The organism is Streptomyces sp. JH34 (assembly GCF_029428875.1).
Classification (GTDB): Bacteria; Actinomycetota; Actinomycetes; order Streptomycetales; family Streptomycetaceae; genus Streptomyces.
Genome location: NZ_JAJSOO010000001.1, coordinates 6,631,083 through 6,649,076, shown reverse-complemented (window position 1 = coordinate 6,649,076; position 17,994 = coordinate 6,631,083). Strand labels below are relative to the sequence as shown.

The 17,994-nt window shown below is 71.7% G+C and carries 11 protein-coding genes; 6 read left to right on the top strand and 5 right to left on the bottom strand.

Annotated elements, in window-relative coordinates:
• Nucleotides 1-222: 222 nt before the first annotated feature.
• Together LWJ43_RS29900 and LWJ43_RS29895 are read right to left on the bottom strand one after the other, a co-directional pair.
• Nucleotides 223-1,845 (bottom strand): FAD-dependent monooxygenase, encoded by a 1,623-nt coding sequence (locus LWJ43_RS29900; RefSeq protein ID WP_277335284.1) that lies wholly within the window; start codon nucleotides 1,843-1,845, stop codon nucleotides 223-225.
• Between the two features lie 120 nt (nucleotides 1,846-1,965).
• Nucleotides 1,966-4,665, bottom strand: a complete 2,700-nt coding sequence (locus LWJ43_RS29895; protein WP_346772005.1) for a cellulose binding domain-containing protein — start codon at nucleotides 4,663-4,665, stop codon at nucleotides 1,966-1,968.
• 779 nt (nucleotides 4,666-5,444) lie between these two features.
• Between LWJ43_RS29895 and LWJ43_RS29890 the strand changes: the two genes are divergently transcribed.
• From LWJ43_RS29890 to LWJ43_RS29875, 4 genes are all read left to right on the top strand, one after another.
• Nucleotides 5,445-5,672 (top strand): hypothetical protein, encoded by a 228-nt coding sequence (locus tag LWJ43_RS29890; RefSeq protein ID WP_014157700.1) that lies wholly within the window; start codon nucleotides 5,445-5,447, stop codon nucleotides 5,670-5,672.
• A 79-nt stretch (nucleotides 5,673-5,751) separates the two neighbouring features.
• Nucleotides 5,752-6,558, top strand: a complete 807-nt coding sequence (locus tag LWJ43_RS29885) for an HlyD family efflux transporter periplasmic adaptor subunit (protein WP_277335283.1) — start codon at nucleotides 5,752-5,754, stop codon at nucleotides 6,556-6,558.
• On the top strand, nucleotides 6,555-8,828 hold the full coding sequence (locus tag LWJ43_RS29880) for an NHLP family bacteriocin export ABC transporter peptidase/permease/ATPase subunit (protein ID WP_277335282.1): 2,274 nt from the start codon (nucleotides 6,555-6,557) through the stop codon (nucleotides 8,826-8,828). Before LWJ43_RS29885 ends, LWJ43_RS29880 begins: the two co-directional genes overlap by 4 nt.
• A gap of 1 nt (nucleotide 8,829) precedes the next feature.
• Nucleotides 8,830-11,685, top strand: a complete 2,856-nt coding sequence (locus tag LWJ43_RS29875; protein ID WP_277335281.1) for an NHLP bacteriocin export ABC transporter permease/ATPase subunit — start codon at nucleotides 8,830-8,832, stop codon at nucleotides 11,683-11,685.
• Between the two features lie 20 nt (nucleotides 11,686-11,705).
• Here the strand turns inward: LWJ43_RS29875 and LWJ43_RS29870 are convergent, their stop codons facing one another.
• The 3 genes from LWJ43_RS29870 to LWJ43_RS29860 form a co-directional block, all read right to left on the bottom strand.
• On the bottom strand, nucleotides 11,706-12,158 hold the full coding sequence (locus tag LWJ43_RS29870; protein WP_277335280.1) for a hypothetical protein: 453 nt from the start codon (nucleotides 12,156-12,158) through the stop codon (nucleotides 11,706-11,708).
• Nucleotides 12,159-12,238: 80 nt separating this feature from the next.
• The gene (tkt, locus tag LWJ43_RS29865; protein WP_277335279.1) at nucleotides 12,239-14,419 is read right to left on the bottom strand and encodes a transketolase; all 2,181 of its coding nucleotides are present in this window, start codon (nucleotides 14,417-14,419) and stop codon (nucleotides 12,239-12,241) included.
• Between the two features lie 272 nt (nucleotides 14,420-14,691).
• A complete protein-coding gene (locus LWJ43_RS29860; RefSeq protein WP_277335278.1) occupies nucleotides 14,692-16,359 on the bottom strand; it encodes an IclR family transcriptional regulator domain-containing protein in 1,668 nt (555 codons plus the stop codon).
• Between the two features lie 193 nt (nucleotides 16,360-16,552).
• On the opposite strand from LWJ43_RS29860, the gene LWJ43_RS29855 reads away from it, so the two are divergent.
• Both LWJ43_RS29855 and LWJ43_RS29850 read left to right on the top strand, forming a co-directional pair.
• Nucleotides 16,553-17,323 (top strand): CoA transferase subunit A, encoded by a 771-nt coding sequence (locus LWJ43_RS29855; protein ID WP_277335277.1) that lies wholly within the window; start codon nucleotides 16,553-16,555, stop codon nucleotides 17,321-17,323.
• The gene (locus LWJ43_RS29850; RefSeq protein WP_277335276.1) at nucleotides 17,323-17,970 is read left to right on the top strand and encodes a CoA transferase subunit B; all 648 of its coding nucleotides are present in this window, start codon (nucleotides 17,323-17,325) and stop codon (nucleotides 17,968-17,970) included. Before LWJ43_RS29855 ends, LWJ43_RS29850 begins: the two co-directional genes overlap by 1 nt.
• Nucleotides 17,971-17,994: the final 24 nt, after the last annotated feature.

The window sequence follows — 17,994 nt, the reverse complement described above, 5'->3', positions numbered from 1 at the left end:
GCCGCCAGGGCGCCGGCCGTCGTCTGTGTGTCGGCCCGCCCGTGGCGGAACCACCGGACGCCGATGAGGACGCAGACCCGCCCGGGGCCGTGTCCGAGCCGCCCGACGTGGAACCGCCGGAGGCCGCCGCACCGCCGGTGGACGTGGAGCCCCCTTCCGGGGAACCGCCCGACGAGGAGCCGCCGGTCGTGCCGTCACCGGCGTCCGCCACGCGCGGGCCCGTCAGACGCCGAAGAGCCGCGCCAGGTGGGCGACGGGCACCGGCCCGCCCGCCGGAGTGGTACGCAGCCCGAGGTGGCCGTCGGGACGTACGAGGAAGACCTCGCCACCCCGCGCGCCGTACACGCGCCGGAACTCGTCGCGCGTGTCGTGGACGACGGGCAACCGCGGGGCGGGGGATCGCAGCCCGGGGGCGAGTACCGCGTAAGCGTTCAGCCGGCCGGGCGCGGTTCGCTCGGCGGAGGCCGCCACCGCGTCGAACGCCATCACCTGGTCCTCGTCGTCGGCGTAGAGCAGCAGGGTGTGCTCGCGTTCCCGGAGCAGGGTGAACAGCCGGACGGGGAAGGCCGCCAGGGCGTACGCGAGTCCGCCGCAGTCGGGCGCACGGTCGCCGGGGGCGGGGCCGTCGGGGGCGGAGCCGTCCGGTTCCACGATGGGGCTGCCCCGGTAGCCGACGAGGAGCTGGGCCTCGCGCAGCAGCGTCGTCGTGGGGTCGTCCGGATCGGTCCGGATACCGCTCCGCGCGTGGCGCAGGGTGCGCGCCACCACTTCCTCGCCGACCGGGCGGCGTTCGGCGTCGTAGCTCTCCAGCAGGCCGGCACCCGCGCGGCCACGCACCGCGGCGGCGAGCTTCCAGGCCAGGTTGAACGCGTCCTGGACGCCGGTGTTCATCCCCTGGGCGCCCGTGGGCGGGTGGATGTGCGCGGCGTCCCCGGCCACGAAGACCCGTCCGCGGCCGTACCTGTCGACGATGCGGTGGCTGATCCGGAACACCGATGACCAGCGCAGCGAGGAGGCGGTCGTGGGGCGGGGGGAGAGCCGGTCGAGCACCGCCTGGATGTGTTCGACTCCGGGTACCGGGCCGTGTTCACCGCTGAGGCCGTGCGCGACGCCGTCCGTGTCGTGCCGTGCGGCCAGGGAGAGTTCGGGCGGCGTCGCCATCGACATCCGGTAACGGCGGTCGCCGGGCAGCGGGATGCACACCAGGAGGTCGTCCGGTTGCCCGTCGACGGCGCGCGAGGCACGGATCGCGTATCCGGCCGGCAGGTCCCAGTCGACCTCGACATCCCCCAGCATGTACTCCTGGGGCAGGGCCGCACCTTCGAAGGACAGGCCGAGCCCCTTGCGTACGACGCTGTGGGCGCCGTCGCAGCCCACCAGGTAGCGGGCCGTCAGTTCCTCGGTGCCGCCCGCGGACAGGGAGAGGACCGCTCCCACCTCCCCGGAGTCCTGCTCGAAGGAGACGAGTTCGGTGCCGCGTTCGACGTGTCCTCCCCGGCGCCGGAGGAGGTCCTCGAGGAGCCGCTCGGTCTCGTACTGCGGGAGGGCGGCGAAGCCGTAGGGCACCTCGGGCGGGAGCTCCAGATCGATCCGCGGGCCTTCCCGGCCGTTGACGTAGAGGAGCTGCCCCTTGAGCGGGACTGCGCTCTCCAGTGCCTCACGGACCATCCCCATCCGGTCCCAGACCTCCAGGGTCCGGGGCTGGACGCCCACGGCTCGCGCGTAGGGAAGCCGTGCGGGGAGACGGTCGACGACGCGGCACGTCACCCCGCGCCGGCACAGTTCGGACGCGGCCGTCAGACCGACCGGCCCCGCCCCCGCGATCAGCACATCGACATCGACCACGGGTACCTCCCAGGCGCGGTGCGTTCAGTCCAAATGCACCACACGAGGGTCGGTATGTCCATTTCATGATGCTCGTGGGCCGGTGCCGGGCGAACCCTCCCGGCACCGGCCCACGAGCCCTCAGGAGACGGTGCAGGCCTCACCGCCCAGCGTGAACGCACCGGGCGCGGCGGCGGCGCCCGTCGACGTGCCGGTGAAGCCGAAGCCCGCCGATGATCCGGGCGCGACCTTGCCGTTCCAGCCGACGTCGGTCGCCGTGACCTTCGCCCCGGTCTGCTGGTGGGAGGCGTTCCACATCTGGGTGACCTTCTGGTCTCCCGGGAAGGACCAGGCCAGCTGCCATCCGTCGTAGGCCGCGCCGGCGGTGTTGGTGAGCGTCACCTCGGCCTGGAATCCGCCGGACCACTGGTTGGTGACCTTGTACGTGACCTCGCAGTCGGCGTCCGCCGGTTCCTCCGGTTCGGGATCGGTGCCGGGGTCCGTGCCACCGCCGCCGGTGTCGGAGGACTCGCCGACCTGGATGCCCCGGCCGTTGGTGGAGACGTAGACCCTGCCGTACACCCGCGGGTCCCCGGTGATCGCCGCGCCGGTCCAGGCCCACTGGTGGGCGTCGTCGTTGATCCGGGTCCAGGTGGCGCCCGCGTCCGTGGACCGGAAGATGCCGCGCACCCCGCCGATCTTCGCGCTGACGAAGACGGTCCGGTAGGCGGCCCCGGTGGCCGCCTTGCCGAAGCCGACGCTGTCGGCCTGCTGCACACCGGTGAACTTGGTGAAGCTCGTGCCGGAGTCGGTGGAGCGCCAGAGGCCGTAGGCGCCGGTGGAGGCGCCACCCGCGAGCCAGATGTCGCCCTCGGAGCCGGGCAGCGCCTTGAAGCGGACGTTGCCCTCGGCCGGGAGGCCGGTCGCCTTCGCGGTGAAGGTGGCCCCGCCGTCGGTCGACACGTAGAAGGTGCCGGCCTTGAACCCGTAGAACTTCTTCGGGTTCTTCCGGTCCGACTCGACCGTCGCCCCCGCGGGGATTCCGGTGGAGGCGGTCCAGGAGTTGCCGTAGCCGGTGGTGCGGTGGACCGCGGCGCCCTCGGGGCTCCAGACGAAGCTGCTGCCGTCCGCCGCGGCGGCGACCGTGCCCCCGCCGGTGACCCCGGAGGGTTCGGAGCCCTGGAACCAGTTGGCGCCGTTGTCGGTGGAGAACCCGATGTGCGGGGCGGCGTCGGCGTTGCCGACCCGTACGACCGTTCCGGGGGACGCCTCCGCGAAGTCCAGGCTGGTGGTGGAGTCCAGGTTCGGCGAGGTGAACATCATCGCGGGCACCGCGTCGAGGTCCGTGTGCCGGAAGCCTCCGATGTCGCCGAGGGCGCTCAGCAGCGGCGCGCCGGAGGGCGGGCTCGCCAGGTCGTTGACGGCCGTCTCCTCCAGGCCCTTGACCATGGGTGTGATCCTGAACTGGCCTCCGGAGTCCCAGGAGGTGAGGTTCTCGGTTCCGTAGACCGTCGCGCCCGTGCCGTACATCATCCGGTTCGAGTCGAACGGGTCGATCTCCAGGGCCTCCGTCATCCAGCCCAGTTTGGGCGCGGTCTCGGGCGGGGAGGGGTTCGCGCCCCAGCTCAGCCATGGCACGGAGGAGACGTCCAGGGTGTAGCGGTCGGCCCGGTTCGGATAGCTCGTGAAGTCCCAGGCCTTCGTCCAGGTGGCGCCGCTGTCCGTGGAGCGGAAGATCTGGGTGTCCGGCCACCATGAGCTGTACGCGGTCGCCATCAGGGTGCCGGGCTTCTGCCGGTCCACGGAGAGGCCGCTGAAGCCGTAGTAGGTGTCGGCCTCGGCGACGGGGCTGACGTCCGTCCACGCGCCGGTCCTGGTGTCGTACCGCCAGACCTGCCCCTTGGCGCCGTCGTACGGGCCGCCCGTGTCGCTGAGCGTCAGATAGAGGTAGCCGGTCCCGGAGTCGAGTACGCCCTTGTGGGCGAGGTATCCGGTCGGCTGGCCGGCGATCCTGGACCAGGTGCCGCCGCCGTCCGTGGAGCGGTAGACGGTGTTCTGCTTGTCGGCGACACCGACGTAGATGTCCTGGGTGGCGCTGCCGGAGCTGCCGGAGCGCTCGTCGAAGGTCACCCAGACGATGCCCTGGTTGTCGTTGCCGTATCCGCTGGTGTCGGTCGGGTCCTGCGCGTAGTCGCCGGGGTTCGGGAAGGCGGTCACCTCGGACCAGGTGACCCCCGAGTCGGTGGACCTCCACAGGCCGTTGCCGCTGGGAGCTCCGAGGAACAGCACGGAGTTCTTGTTGGGGTCCACCGCGAGCCGCTCCCCCATCCCGCGTCCCGGCATGTTGCCGCCGAGCTTGAAGGGCAGCGTGGCCGCCTTCCAGGAGGCGCCGCGGTCCGAGGAGCGCAGGACCGCTCCGTTCGTCGGGTCCCAGCTGTTGGTGTACGTCCCGACGGCGGCGTACACGTTGTCGGGGTCGGCGGTGTCGGAGGCGAGGCTCACCACCCCGGACCATCCCCACCGGTCCCAGTCCACCCAGTCCAGCAGCGGTTTCCACTGCTTGCCCGCCTGGTCCCAGCGGTAGGCGCCGCCGATGTCGGTGCGGGCGTAGGCGAGGTTCTTCTCGGCTCGGTTGAAGACGATGCCCGGCACGAAGCCGCCGCCGTCGATCCGGGCGTTCTTCCAGGTGTAGGTGTCCGCGGCGAGGGACACATCCGATGCTTCGGCCGCGGCGGGGCCCTCGTCCGAGCGTGCGACGGCCGGGGGCGCGGTGACCGCCAACCCGGCGGTGAGGGCAAATGCCGCCAGTAGGGCGGCGATCGGTCTGGCGCTCAAGCGCACGGAAACGTCCTCTCCGAGCTTGTCCGCCGCTCAGCGGCGGTACAGGACTGACACAGAGATGGGAGCGCTCCCATAGAGCATCACGATGGTAGCGCCGCGTGTCGCCCGAGAGAAGGGCGGTGCAGTCGTTTCATCGGATGAATCAACCCACCACCTCTTCGCACGGTGGCGCGGTCGCCCTCCACGACTCCTCACGGAGCACCTGCCGCCACCGGGTCCGCCGCGACCACGAAGCACACCTCCTCCACATATCCGAAGGGTCGGTGACGCGCCGGACACGCGAACCCGGAAAGTGCTTCATAAATACTCCGCCCATTCACCGGAAACACCCACAGGGAATAGAGAACCGCTCATCTTTCACGACGCCGTGAATACCGATACCTCCCGACCCTCTCCGGCATCACTTCTCACTGCGGCCCGAAGTCACGAGGCGGCCGAATCGGGGAAACCTGCACACGGCGTGCGCACACCGATCACTCCTATCGATACAGAACCCCAGGTCCGGATGGGGTACGGGGTCGATTGAGGCAGGAGTGCCCTACTTAGGGGGAGCGAAGTTGCGACGACGTCGAATTCCTCCGGTGAAGCTCGTGAAGGATCTGCCTCCATCGAGCGACCACTTCTGCACGTACATCGATTCCGGCGGGCCGATAACCGCAGATCCGCCTCACCTCGATTGGCTGTACGAGGCGAAGGCATGCTTTGATCCTGGGCCATACGGAGGCCGCGGTACGGGTTTCCGTATATAAGCAATTTCCACACGAAGGGCAGCGCTCATCATGAACTACACCCCCCAGGTCGAGACCGCCGAGATCTCCGACAGCGACCTCGACAACGTCTCGGGCGGCCTCGTGGGCGGCCTCGTGGGCAACGTCACGGGCACCGTCGAGGGCATCGTCCCGGTCTCCGGCGTCGTCGGCTCGGTCACGGGTCTCGTCGAGGGTGCCACCGGCGTGAACACGGGCGCGGTCACCGGTCTGGCCTCCGGCCTGACCGCCGGTCTCTGAGACACGCAGTACCCCGCCGAGCCCCGGAACCCATCGGTTCCGGGGCTCGGTGCCGATCGCTGACAGTGAGGGAAGTTCCGTGCAGTTCCGCCAGCAGGCCCTTTCCAAGCTGCAGTCGCCCGAACAGCTCGACCTTCCGGTGCGGTTCGCCCGCCCGCAGGGCATGCTCGTCCTCTGCGTCACCGTCCTCGTGATGGCCGCGGCCTGCTTCTGGGCCGTGACGGGCTCCGTCGCCAGCACCCTCGACGCACCCGGAATCCTCACGCACACCCGCGGCAGCTACCTCCTGCAGAGCCCGGTCGCCGGACAGATCACCGAGGTCCTCGCCGACGAGGGCGAGACCCTGCCCCGCGACTCCCCCCTGCTGAAGGTCCGCACGGACCGGGGTGAGCGCGTCGTCCGCACGATCGACGCCGGCCGGCTCACGTCCGTGACGGCCACGATCGGCGCGGTGGTCACCACCGGCGCGGACGTGGCGAGTGTCGAGCGGATCGACGGTGCCGACGACCCCCTGGTCGTCCTGCTGTACGTGTCCGGCAGCAGTGCCGCCTCGGTCCCGGTGGGCGCGTCCGTCGACCTGACCGTCCAGTCCGTGCCCGCCCAGCAGTACGGCGTGCTGCGCGGCAGGGTGGCCGCGGTCGGCAGGGCGGCGCAGACGCAGCAGCAGATCACCCGCTTCCTCGGCGACGCCCAGCTCGGCGAGCAGTTCTCCCGGCACGGCCGGCCGTTGGCGGTCCTGGTGAAGCTGGAGCGCTCCGACTCCACGAAGTCCGGCTACCGGTGGTCCTCGGCCGATGGTCCTCCGTACGCGATCGGCTCCATGACCCTGGCCACCGGCTCCGTCCGGCTCGCCGACCAGCGCCCGATCGATTGGCTGCTCCCGTGACCGCACCTCACCCGTCCCCCACCGCACAGCAGCTGCCGCCCCCGGGCCGCGGGAAGCACCGGCCGGAAGGCGGCCGGTCCGGCCGACGGCGTGCGGGCACCGCGCCGAAGTCAGGCCGGGCGAAGACGGTGCACACCCCCACGGTGCTCCAGATGGAGGCACTGGAGTGCGGGGCCGCCTCACTGGCGATGGTGCTGGGTCACTACGGCCGCCACGTGCCGCTGGAGGAACTGCGTATCGCCTGCGGGGTCTCGCGAGACGGCTCCCGCGCCAGCAACGTGCTCAAGGCCGCGCGAAGTTACGGCCTCACGGCCAAGGGCATGCAGATGGAGCCGGCTGCCCTCGCGGAGGTCCGGGCCCCCGCGATCCTGTTCTGGGAGTTCAACCACTACGTCGTCTACGACGGCATGGGACGCCGCCTCGGACGGCGGGGCGTGCACATCAACGACCCCGACAAGGGGCGCCGGTTCGTGCCCACCGAGGACTTCGACACCAGCTTCACCGGCGTCGTCCTCGTCCTCGAACCGGGGGAGGACTTCCGGCGCGGCGGGCGCAAGCCCGGTGTCATGGCCGCGCTGCCGGGCCGGCTGCGCGGCACCACGGGCACGATGCTGGCCGCCCTGCTCGCCAGCCTGCTGCTGGTGGCCGTCGGCGCCACGCTGCCGGCCCTGAGCCGCACCTACATCGACATGTTCATGATTGGTGAACAGACGTCGCTGCTGGGCGTGCTGTTCGCCGCGATGGGCTCCATGGTCGCCCTGACCGTCGTCCTGACTTGGCTGCAGCAGGCGAATCTGCTGCGCGGGCGCATCATCTCGTCCACGCTCGGCAGCGCGCGCTTCTTCCGGCACCTGCTCCGGCTGCCCGTCACCTTCTTCTCCCAGCGCAGTCCGGCCGACCTCGTCCAGCGCCTGCAGTCGAACGACGCCGTCGCCGAGACCCTCGCCCGGGACCTCACCGCGGCGGGCGTGGACGGCATCGTCGTCCTCCTCTACGCCTTCCTGCTGTGGACCTACGATCCGCAGCTGACCGTCATCGGGGTGGGGATCGCCCTGCTCAACGTGGTCGCGATGCGCATCGTCGTGCGGCTGCGGGCCACCGGGACCCAGAAGCTGCGGGCCGACAGCGCACGACTGACCAACACCTCGTACACCGGTCTCCAGCTGATCGAGACGATGAAGGCCACCGGCGGGGAGAACGGGTACTTCCGCAAGTGGGCCGGACAGCACGCGACGACGCTGGAGGAGCAGCAGCGCCTCGGGGTGCCGAGCGCCTGGCTGGGCGTCGTCGCCCCCGCCCTCGCGACGCTCAACAGTGCGCTGATCCTGTGGATCGGGGGCCTGCGGGCCGTCGAGGGGCACATCTCGATCGGTCTGCTCGTCGCCTTCCAGGCCCTGGTGACCCGCTTCACCGCCCCGGTCACCCGGCTCAACGGGGTGGCGGGCCGGGTCCAGGACTTCGCGGCGGACGTGGCCCGGCTCAAGGACGTGGAGAACTTCCCGGTCGACCCGCTGTACTCCCGCCGTGAGCCGGCCGCGAGCACCCGCCGGCTCAAGGGCCATGTGACGCTGGAGGACATCACCTTCGGCTACAGCCCGCTCGACAAGCCGCTGCTCAGCGGCTTCTCCCTCTCCGTGGGTCCGGGGCAGCAGGTGGCGCTCGTCGGGGGCTCCGGCAGCGGCAAGTCGACGGTCTCGCGGCTGATCTCGGGGCTGTACAGCCCGTGGGAGGGCACGATCCGCATCGACGGTCAGCGGCTGGAGGACATACCCCGGGGCGCTCTGGCGGCGTCGGTGTCCTTCGTCGACCAGGACGTCTTCCTCTTCGAGGGGACGGTCCGGGACAACGTGGCGCTGTGGGACCCCTCGGTCCCGGACGAGGCCGTGACCGAGGCCCTGCGGGACGCCGCCCTGTACGACGTCGTCGCCCGCCGCCCCCGGGGCATCCACAGCCGGGTCGAGCAGGACGGCCGGAACTTCTCGGGCGGGCAGCGCCAGCGCCTGGAGATCGCCCGGGCGCTCGTGCGCCGCCCCAGCATCCTGGTCCTGGACGAGGTGACCAGCGCACTCGACGCCGAGACGGAGCGGATCATCATCGACAACCTCCGGCGGCGGGGCTGCGCCTGCGTCGTGATCGCCCACCGGCTGAGCACCGTGCGCGACAGCGACGAGATCGTGGTGCTGGACCACGGGACCGTCGTGGAACGAGGCCGGCACGAGCACCTGGTGGCCGCCGGCGGCCCGTACGCCGATCTGGTCAGGGAGCACTGACATGGCATCCGTTCATCCGCTCGTGGGCGCGGAGGCCCCCGGGCAGGACCCGGTCATCGGTGCGCTGGGAGCCCTCGGCGAGCCGGTCGACTGCACCGGGCTGCGGAACCTTCCGCTGGAAGGTCCCCAGGTGCTGTGGCTCGTCGTGGGTGGTGCCCTCGACCTGTTCGCGGTGGACGCGGCGGAGCAGGGACACTGGCACTTCCTGGGCCGGCTGGAGCCGGGAACCCTCGTGCTGGGCCCGGTCGAGGGCCCGCGGCACACCCTGGTCGGGCGGCCCCTCCAGGAGTGCGTGCTGCGCCGGATCCCGCTGCGCGAGCTGTACCGGCCCGAGTACGACCAGGGGGCGTACGAGAACCAGTACCGCAGCCACTACGACACCGGGGACGCCACGCTCAGCCTGCTGGAGCACGCCTTCTCGCTCGGGGTGGGCCGCAGTCAGCGGGTGCTGTTCGAGGCGCCGCTGGACGGGCGGACCACCGTCGACGGTTCGGTGGGCGACGACGACGTCCTGTGGCTGCCCGTGTCGCCCGGCTGCGTGCAGTACGGTGCCGCGTTCAGCGCCGAGGCCGCGGGCGACCTGCTCGTCGATCCGGCGATGTGGCAGGGGATGGTCAACCAGCAGTACCGCCTGCTGTCGGCGCTGGACCGCTGGATCGAGCAGCTGGAGCGCGCCCACGAGGACAGGACCGCCGCCGGCCTGAAGGCGGGTGAAGCCGTCCGCAAGGAGGCCGACCACGCGCTGCTGACCTCGATCAGCCGTTCCGGGCGTGGCGCCCCTCCCTCGAAGGGTGCGTCGGACGATGCCGTCTACGCGGCCTGCCGACTGGTGGCGCGCGATTCCGGGATCGTCCTCTCGGAACCCGCGACGGGCGGGGCGGTGAGCGACCGGATCGACCCGGTCGAGCGGGTCGCGGTCTCCTCCCGCGTCCGCACCCGGGCGGTGCGGCTGGACGGGCGCTGGTGGCGGGAGAACTCCGGCCCGCTGGTGGGCAGCCGTGCTGCCTCCGGAGCGCCGGTCGCGCTGCTCTGGCGGCGTGGCCGCTACGAGGCGGTGAACCCGCTGACGGGCCGGCGTGCCCGTGTCGACAGCTCCTGTGCCGAGGATTTCGACGAACGCGCCGTGATGTTCTACCGGCCGCTTCCGGAGCAGCCGTTGAACAGGAGGCAGTTGCTGCGCTTCGGTCTGTTCGGCACCAGGGGCGACCTGCGGAAGCTGGTGCCGGCCGGGCTCGTGACGGTCGCGCTGGGATCGCTGGTGCCGATCGCGACCGGCCGGGTGCTCGGTGTGTACGTGCCCCAGGCGCAGAACGCGCTCATCGTGCAGGTGTCGCTGGCCGTCATCATCTCCGGTGTCGTCTCGGCGGCTTTCATGCTGTTGCAGAACCTCACGATCCTGCGGATGGAGGGGCGGATCGAGAGCACGCTCCAGCCCGCGGTCTGGGACCGGCTGCTGCGGCTGCCGACGAAGTTCTTCACCTCGCGCTCCACCGGAGAGCTGGCGAGCGCGGCGATGGGAGTGAGCGCGATCCGCCGGGTGCTCTCCGGCACCGGTCCCGTCGTGGTGCAGGCGGGCACGCTGGGGGTGATGAACCTGGGGCTGCTCCTCTGGTTCAGCGTCCCGCTGGCTCTCACCGCCGTCGCGATGCTGGTGGTCATCGCGGGGGTGTTCCTGACCATGGGCATGTGGGAGCTCCGCTGGCAGCGCCGTCTGGTCGAGCTCGGGAACAAGCTGAACAACCAGGCGTTCCAGACCCTGCGCGGGCTGCCCAAGCTGCGCGTCGCCGCGGCGGAGAGCTTCGCGTACGGGGCGTGGGCCTCGGAGTTCGCCCGCAGCCGTGAACTGCAGAAGCGGGCGGGCCGGATCAAGAACATGACGACGGTCCTCAACGCCGTCTATCTGCCGCTCTGTTCGCTGGTCGTCTTCGTCCTGCTCGCCGGTCCGGCACGGGGTTCCCTCACGGCCAGTGAGTTCCTGACCTTCAACACGTCCGTGACGATGCTGCTGACCGCTGTCACCCAGCTCACCGGGGCGTTCGTGTCCGCCGCCGCCGTACTGCCGATGTTCGAGCAGATCAAGCCGGTGCTCGACGAGGCGCCCGAGGTCCGCGGCACCAGCACACAGCCGGGGACGCTGTCCGGGGAGATCGAGGCCAGAGGAGTGTCCTTCCGTTACTCCGAAGACGGCCCCGTCGTCCTCGACGAGGTGTCGCTGAGTGTCCGTCCGGGCGAGTTCGTCGCGATCGTGGGCCCCAGCGGATGCGGGAAGTCGACGCTGCTGAGGCTGCTCATCGGCTTCGACAAGCCGGCCTCCGGCAGTGTCCTGTACGACGGTCAGGACCTGACGGCGCTCGACCCGGCGGCAGTGCGCCGCCAGTGCGGGGTCGTCCTGCAGAACGCCCAGCCGCTGTCCGGATCGATCCTCGACTGCATCTGCGGCGCCGAGGTCTTCACCCAGGAGGAGGCTTGGGAGGCCGCCGCCATGGCGGGGCTGGCCGAGGACATCAAACGGATGCCGATGGGGCTGCACACGATGATCGCCGGCGGCGGATCGATCTCCGGGGGCCAGCGCCAGCGGCTGATGATCGCCCAGGCGCTCGTCCGGCGCCCCCGCATCCTGTTCTTCGACGAGGCCACCAGTGCGCTCGACAACGAGACCCAGCGCACGGTGATCGAGAGCACCCGGTCCCTGCGGGCCACCCGCGTCGTGATCGCGCACCGGCTGTCCACGGTCCTGGACGCCGACCGTGTGATCGTCATGGCGGACGGCCGCGTCGTCCAGGAGGGCCCGCCGGCCGATCTCCTCGCGGACACGGGCGGGCAGCTCCACGAACTGGTGCGGCGTCAGATGAGTTAGGGCTCGGGCTCCCGCCCTGGTCACGGGCCGTCGGGGACCGGCGTGGCCGACGGCGGGAGCGGCGGGTACGGCGGCCGCGGCGGAAGCCGTGGCCGGGCCGGCGCCACCGTGTGGGGCGGCGGCGGGGGCCCCGAGGGCGGCCGGCTCGGCTGCCGGGGCGGACGTGGTGCCGGGGCCGGAGGTGGCGGGCCCGGCGGCGGGGGCGCAGGGGGTTCCATCACCGGCAGCAGCGGTCCCCCCGCGCGCAGCCGGGCGACGGTCAGTTCGGCGCGGCGCCGGGCGAGCGGGCCGTCGTCGCGCTCGTAGACGAGCCGGACGCCGCGGGGGCCGAGCCCCTGGGTGTCGAGCAGCCGGTAGCCGAGCGCGTGGCCCATCTCCTCGATCCGGCGCTGCCTCTGTGCTGTGACATGACCGGGCAGCAGATCGACGCGGCTACGGCCGTCGAAGCGCGCACGGATCTCGTCGTCCTCCACTTGACCCCACTCCCCCTGAGCCCGGCAGCCCTCCACCGGTGCGGTTCGATCGTCGCACAGCCGGCGGAGGCGCGGGCCGCCTACGGCCGTCGACCGCCCGGCCTGGGGGGCTCCACCGCGTCGCGGATACTGGCGCGTGCTGCCGCGGCGACGGCCTCGGGGGTGATGCCGAACTCCTCGTACAGCCGCTCGTAGTCGGCGGACGCTCCGTAGTGCTCCAGGCTGACGATGCGGCCGGCGTCACCGACCACCTCTCGCCAGCCCTGGCCGACGGCGGCCTCGACACTGACGCGGGCGCGTACTTCGGGCGGCAGCACCTCGTCCTGGTAGGACGGCGGCTGCTCGGCGAACCATTCGCGGCAGGGCATCGAGACCACCCGCACGGCCAGCCCCTCGTCGGCCAGCAGCTTGCGGGCCGCGAGGGCGATGTGGACCTCGGACCCCGTCGCCACGAGGATGACGTCGAGGGTGGTTCCGGAGGCGTCGACCAGGACGTAGGCACCGCGCGCCGCTCCGTCGGCGGACGCGTGGACGCCGTCGGTGCGGTCCAGCACCGGGAGGTTCTGCCTGGTCAGGACGAGGCCGGCGGGGCGGTCCGTGTGCTCCAGGATCGTCCGCCAGCACGTGGTGGTCTCGTTGGCGTCACCGGGACGCACGACGTCGAGTCCGGGGATCGCGCGCAGCGCGGCGAGGTGTTCGACGGGCTGGTGGGTGGGGCCGTCCTCGCCCAGTCCGATCGAGTCGTGGGTCCACACGTAGGTGGCGGGGAGCTTCATCAGGGCGGCGAGGCGGACGGCGGGGCGCATGTAGTCGCTGAACGTGAGGAACGTACCGCCGTAGGGGCGGGTGAGGCTCTGCAGGGCGATGCCGTTGAGTACGGCGCCCATCGCGTGCTCACGGATACCGAAGTGCAGGGTCCGCCCGTAGGGGCCTCCCCCGAACTCGGACGTCTGCCGGTCGGCGGGGACGAAGGAGGGCTCACCGTCCATGGTGGTGTTGTTGCTCCCCGCGAGGTCCGCGGAGCCGCCCCACAGTTCGGGCAGGACCGGCGCGAGGGCGGTGAGCACCTGGCCGGACGCCTTGCGGGTGGCCATGCCCTTCGCGTCGGCCGGGAAGTCCGGCAGGGCGTCGGTCCAGCCGTCGGGCAGTTCCTGCTCCCGCAGCCGGTCCAGCAGAGCCGCCCGGCCCGGGTTATCGGTGCGCCATTCCTCGTAGGTCCGCTGCCAGCGCTCCCGGGCGTCCCTGCCCCGCTGCCCGACCGCCCGGGTGTGGGCGAGGACCTCGTCCTCGACGGGGAAGTACGCCTCGGGGTCGAAGCCCAGGAGCCTCTTGGTGCCGGCGACCTCCTCGTCCCCCAGGGCAGCCCCGTGCGCCTTGCCGGTGTTCTTCTTCGTGGGGGCGGGCCAGCCGATGATCGTGCGCAGCGTGATCAGCGAGGGCCGGGACTGTTCCGCCTTCGCCGCCTCGATCGCGGCGAGGAGCGCGTCGACGTCCTCGACGTAGTCGCCGGTGCGGGTCCAGTCCACGGTCTGCACGTGCCATCCGTACGCGGCGAAGCGGGCCGGTACGTCCTCGCTGAACGAGATGTCGGTGTCGTCCTCGATGGAGATGTGGTTGGAGTCGTAGAACGCCACGAGATTGCCCAACTGCTGGTGCCCGGCCAGCGACGCGGCCTCGGACGCGACTCCCTCCATCATGTCGCCGTCGGAGGCCAGCACGTACACCCGGTGGTCGAAGGGGCTCGTCCCCGGTGCGGCGTCCGGGTCGAGCAGGCCCCTCTCACGGCGGGCGGCCATCGCCATCCCGACGGCAGCGCCCATCCCCTGGCCCAGCGGACCGGTGGTGATCTCGACGCCGCGGGTGTGCCGGTACTCCGGGTGGCCCGGGGTGGCGGAGTCCCAGGTGCGCAGTGCCTTGAGGTCGTCCATCTCCAGGCCGTAGCCGGCCAGGTAGAGCTGGATGTACAGGGTGAGGCTGCTGTGGCCGCACGAGAGGACGAAGCGGTCCCTGCCCAGCCACTGGTCGTCGGCGGGGTCGTGCCGCATGACCTGCTGGAACAGCAGGTAGGCGAGCGGTGCCAGGCTCATCGCCGTGCCGGGGTGGCCGTTGCCGGTCTTCTGGACCGCGTCGGCGGCGAGCACTCGTACGGTGTCCACCGCGCGCAGGTCCACGTCGTTCCACCCGGCCCGGCCGGCCACGGGCAGCGCGAGCCCGGGGTCGCGGGATGCGGTGCTGCCGGAAGAGGATCGCTCGGGCGCCATGGTGTTGTCTCCCTCGGATGTCGCTTCTCGGTACGACGGGGCCGGTCCGTGCGGCTCGCCACCCCTCGCATCCTCTGTTCCCCCGTCGCCGTCCGCACCCGGAGCGGGCCCGACGGTGCGGTGGGTTCGGCGCCGTCGGGCGCGGATGACGCCCGCGTACGCCCTGCCGTCCGGTCGCCTACCCCGGCTGGGCGGGGGCAGCACCTTCGGCCCGCTCGTCGACATGTCCTCCTCCGCGGCGTAGGGGGACACGCGCCGGAAGCCGGACCGGCTCACATCACGGCGACGCGGGAGAAGCGTGCCGCGGTGTGCAGTTCGGACTCGATGTTCCCTGCGGTGAGCCGGAGTTGGGGCAGCACCCGCTCCAGGCATTCCTCGATCGTGCGGCTGCTGCTGTGCATCGCGATGTTGATGGACGCGACCGCGCCGCCGGCCCGGTCGCGCACGGGTACGGCGATCGAGCGGAGGCCGGCTTCGAGCTCCTCGTCGACCAGCGCGTACCCGTCGGCGCGTACACCCCTGAGCACGTCCTCGAGTTCGGTCCGGCGGGTGAGGGTGTGGGGGGCCAGCGGGCGGAGCTCCGCGTGGTCGAGGAGGGATCCGAGCGCGGCGGGGGGCAGATCGGCCAGCAGGACCCGGCCCAGCGAGGTGGCGTAGGCGGGGAAGCGGGTGCCGACGGTGATGTTGACGTTCATGATGCGGCGGGTGGCGGCACGTGCCACGTACTGCACGGCGTCGTCGACGAGGACGGCCAGCGACGCGGAGTCCTGGATCCGCCCCGCCAGCGCGGCGAGGTGCGGCTCGGCGATCCGCGACAGGGTGGTGCGGGACAGCGGCGGATATCCGAGTGCGAGGACGCGCGGTGTCAGCCGGTGGTCCCGGCCGTCCACCGTGACGTAGCCGAGGTGTTCCAGGGTGATGAGGGCGCGGCGCGCGGAGGCGCGCGAGAGACCTGTCGCGTGGGCCACGGCACTCAGCGTCAGAGCCGCGCCGCGGTCGCCGAAAGCGGTGATGACGGTCAGCCCCCGGGCGAGGGACTCGACGAACTCCCGGCCCAGCTCCTGCTTCGAGGCCGCGGTCGACGACGCGAGGGCCCCGGGGGCGGCCGCGACGGCGCCCCCGGGGGGCGCGTCGCGCAGGCGTCGCTCCATCGCCGAAGCGGCGTCGCGCAGTCGGGGCAGGAGGCTTACGCGGAGGTCCTGCGCGGTGTGCCTGCTGGTGTGGCTGACCACGCTGAGCACGCACGCGATGCCTCCGGCGGGGTCGCGCAGGGGCACGGCCAGGGCGAGGAGGCCGGGCTCGATCAGCTGGTCGTCCAGGGCGCAGCCCTCGGTCCGCGCCACGTCCACGCGTTCCCGGAAGTCGCCGTCCGCCGGGCAGGGGGCCGGCGGCAGGGACGGAAAGCCGGAGCCCTCCGGGTCGGAGAGCCGCCTCTCCTCCCACACCTGCCACTCGGCGGGTCCCCAGCCGGTGGCGAAGAGTGCGCCCGGGGCGGTGCGTTCGGCGGGCAGCAGGTCCCCGATGCGAAAGCTCAGGGACATCGCGCGCCGCCGGGTCGCCTGGTGCACGAAACGGACGTCCCCGCGGTCGGGCACCGCGAGGGACACCGACTCGTCGAGTTCGTCCGCGAGGGCGTCGACCCCGTCGCCGAGCAGGCCGGGGATGCGGATCGACGACAGGTAGGCGTTGCCCAGCTCCATCAGTCGCGGGGCCAAGGTGACGGCCTTGCCGTCGACGCGGACGTAACCCGTGCGGGCCAGCGTGAGGGTGACCCGGTCGACGGTCGAGCGGGCCAGTCCGGTGGCGCGCTCGAGTTCGCTGAGGCTCAGGGTGCCGTCCGCGTCGGTCAGCCGGCGCAGGACGGCGATGCCGCGCATGAGCGGGGCGACGGCCTCCGCAGGCACCTGCGTGCCGGGCTGGGCGGTCCGGGTCGGTGACATCTCGTTCTCCGTCGAGTGGGTCCGTGCAGGAGAGACACGGTACGGCGGTGGGCGGCGTCCGACCGCCGCGGGGCGATCTCCGGCCTCCTCCCGCACCGCCGGGCCGTTGACAGGGATCCGGTCCGGGCGGCAAACTCCCGACATCCTAGTGAAGGAAACTTCACTATGCGAACACTAAGGGATGGACGGTTCCATGGACAAGGTGGTCGCGTCAGCGGCGCAGGCCGTCGCCGACGTGCCGGACGGCGCATCGGTGGCGGTGGGGGGCTTCGGTCTCAGTGGTGTGCCGAACGTGTTGATCGACGCCCTGTACACGCGCGGCGTCAGCGGACTCGCGGTCGTGTCCAACAACTGCGGAGCGATGGACACCGGCCTCGCGGTGCTGCTCTCCGCCGGCCGGATCAGCCGGGTCACCGGCTCGTACATCGGCGGGAACAAGGAGTTCGCCCGGCAGTACCTCGGGGGTGAGCTGGAGCTCGAACTCATCCCGCAGGGCACCCTGGCCGAGCGGCTCCGGGCAGGCGGGGCGGGCATCCCCGCGTTCTACACCCCCGTCGGCGTGGGCACGCAGGTGGCCGACGGCGGAATCCCCTGGCGGTACGACGGCGAGGGCGGTGTGTCCGTGGCCTCCCCCGCCAAGGAAGTACGTGCCTTCGACGGTAGCGAGTACGTCCTGGAGCAGGGCATCCGCACCGACTTCGCCCTGGTCAGGGCGGCGAAGGGCGACCGGCACGGCAACCTCGTCTTCAACAGGTCCGCGCGCAACTTCAACCCGCTCGCCGCCATGGCGGGCCGCGTCACCGTCGCCGAGGTCGAGGAACTCGTCGAGCCGGGCGACATCGACCCCGACCATGTGCACCTGCCGGGCATCTTCGTCCAGCGGGTGGTCGCGCTGACCCCGGGGCAGGTCGCGGACAAGAAGATCGAGAAGCGGACGATCACCGAGCGGGAGGCACGGCACTGATGGCCTGGAACCGGAACGAGATGGCCGCGAGGGCGGCGGCGGAGCTGCACGACGGCGAGTACGTCAACCTCGGCATCGGGCTGCCGACGCTGATCCCGAACCATCTGCCCGCGGGTGTGCACGTCGTCCTGGAGTCCGAGAACGGCATCCTGGGCACCGGCTCCTTCCCGTACGACGAGGACGTCGACCCCGACCTCATCAACGCGGGGAAGGAGACGGTGACCGTCCGGCCGGGCGCCTCGTTCTTCGACTCCGCGCTCTCCTTCGGCATGATCCGCGGCGGTCACATCGACACGGCCGTGCTCGGGGCCATGGAGGTGTCGGCCCGGGGGGACCTCGCCAACTGGGCGGTGCCCGGCAAGATGGTGACCGGCATCGGCGGGGCCATGGACCTCGTGCACGGCGCCCGCCGCGTCATCGTGACCATGACGCACACCGCGAAGGACGGCAGCCCGAAGATCGTCGAGGAGTGCACCCTGCCTCTGACCGGCAAGGCGTGCGTCCAGCGCGTCATCACGGACCTCGCCGTGCTCGACGTGACCGAAGACGGGCTGGTCCTGGTGGAGACCGCCCCCGGGGTGAGCGCCTCCGACGTCCTGGAAAGGACGGCCGCCCCGGTCCGTACGGCCGAAAGGGTCGCGTCATGAGCTTCCGCCCCCGCGACGTGTACG

What these genes read in the sequence shown, in the direction of transcription:
- LWJ43_RS29890 (WP_014157700.1), top strand. Translation starts at nt 5,445, where the DNA reads ATGAACTACACCCCCCAGGTCGAGACCGCCGAGATCTCCGACAGCGAC.
- LWJ43_RS29855 (WP_277335277.1), top strand. Translation starts at nt 16,553, where the DNA reads ATGGACAAGGTGGTCGCGTCAGCGGCGCAGGCCGTCGCCGACGTGCCG.
- LWJ43_RS29860 (WP_277335278.1), bottom strand. Translation starts at nt 16,359, where the DNA reads ATGTCACCGACCCGGACCGCCCAGCCCGGCACGCAGGTGCCTGCGGAG.
- tkt (WP_277335279.1), bottom strand. Translation starts at nt 14,419, where the DNA reads ATGGCGCCCGAGCGATCCTCTTCCGGCAGCACCGCATCCCGCGACCCC.
- LWJ43_RS29875 (WP_277335281.1), top strand. Translation starts at nt 8,830, where the DNA reads ATGGCATCCGTTCATCCGCTCGTGGGCGCGGAGGCCCCCGGGCAGGAC.
- LWJ43_RS29850 (WP_277335276.1), top strand. Translation starts at nt 17,323, where the DNA reads ATGGCCTGGAACCGGAACGAGATGGCCGCGAGGGCGGCGGCGGAGCTG.